At 30.0% G+C, this 1599-nt stretch carries 1 protein-coding gene; it reads right to left on the bottom strand.

Annotated elements, in window-relative coordinates; genetic code table 11:
* Window positions 1–237: 237 nt before the first annotated feature.
* Window positions 238–915, bottom strand: coding sequence for a DUF4294 domain-containing protein (locus tag IWX83_RS17045; RefSeq protein WP_073355668.1), 678 nt, complete (start codon window positions 913–915; stop codon window positions 238–240).
* Window positions 916–1599: the final 684 nt, after the last annotated feature.

The following is a 1599-nucleotide window of genomic DNA, read 5'->3' as shown; positions in this document are numbered from 1 at the left end:
TACGGTCCTTATTATAGTAAGACAATTTATACCTACCTATATATAAGGTACACCGAATTCTAAATCAATTATACAACTCCCCGCGTTAGGGATAGTAGCGTAAAGCCCGCAGCCAAGTGAAGTGTAACGCAACTTGACGAGGACTTGTAGCGAATAGCCCGACCCATTATAAAAAAGAGGCTACTACCCAATTAGATAATAGCCTCTTTTTTATAATGGGAAACGCCCAAGTTATTGTTATTTCTTTACTGTAACCACTTTGGACTGCCATGAATCGGTTAGATTATTGTAATCAACTAATATTGCAGGATTTTGATTTTGTAATCTTCCAGAATCAAACGCCCGTATTAATATCGTTTCTATTAAATAATCTTCATTAACATCAAAAGGCGTATACTTTGTCTTTAAATTAATGTCAAACATACTAGCTGCAGTATTAGACCAAAATGCTTTCCAACCACTTTTAAGGTTTTTCACTAATTCATAGGTTGTATTGCCCGTTTGGCGATGTATTAACTTTACCAATATTTGACCTTGCTTGCGGGAAAGCTTTTTGAGTTTAGCTTCAAATTCATTACTTAAATAACCTTCGACTATCTTAAAGTATCTCTTTTTCTCTTTATTGGTTTTCAGGTTGGCCATACCTATATTTAAAGTCGTTAGTCTCTCAGCAGCGAGTTTTGCGTAAGGATACGTTTTATAAACACGACTTTGAAGCATTAAAAATTGCTTTCTCGCTTCCGGATCCATCTTCTCCTTATATATTAAAATCTCGGGCAACTGAATGGTATCGTTAAGGATCGAGTCATCATCAGTTAATTCATATCCCATTTTTGTAGTATCTTGAGGAATAACCTGAGCATTAATCGAGTAAATGCTAAAAAGAAAAAAGATAAAAAATTTAATTAGCTTCATGTATGAAATTTTTATTGCCAAAATTATACAATATATATGCAACTGTAATGCCAAATTTATAATTTAAATTAAAAAAGAATAAAATTCCTGTCGTTAAGAAATTAAATTTAAAAGGTTTTGAGTAAAATAGTGAAACAATTTTTTATACTGGCACTATTTGGAGATTTTAGATTAATTGATTATCGTCTATTAGTAAATATTTTTTTTGTATTAATAAGCCCTACAAAAAAAATAAATTATATAAATAGCTAAAAGAAGCAACTTTAACATCCTTTGACAACGACCAGTTGCAGCTAGCAATTTTTATTGTAAAATTTCATAATTTTTAACTATTTGCAAAATGAAACTGGTTTCCAGCTAAAGTAAATGTAAAATTAAAGATAACGTTTAGCAGATATATTATCGAGTAATTGAGAATACTTGTATATAATGAAGTTCACAATTTTATGTCACAATGAATTTACGTGTGATTTAATTAATTTTAATTTTAGTACCCACTGCAGAAGAAAGTAATCCTTAAAACATATTGTAATCCTTATAATTATAGGACTGGAAATGTGTTTTTATGTCAAAAAAAAGAGTTTAACTTTGGTGGATTCAATTAATAAATGCGAATTCCTGATTATTGTTTAATAATTGTAAATATACTTCATTTGGAGAATCAAATTGATGCCTTTTTCGAGG

The sequence above is a fragment of the Flavobacterium sp. CG_9.1 genome (genome assembly GCF_015751645.1).
Classification (GTDB): Bacteria; Bacteroidota; Bacteroidia; order Flavobacteriales; family Flavobacteriaceae; genus Flavobacterium; species Flavobacterium xanthum.
The sequence above is the reverse complement of the archived record's forward strand: the minus strand, read 5'-3'. Positions and strand labels throughout refer to the sequence as shown.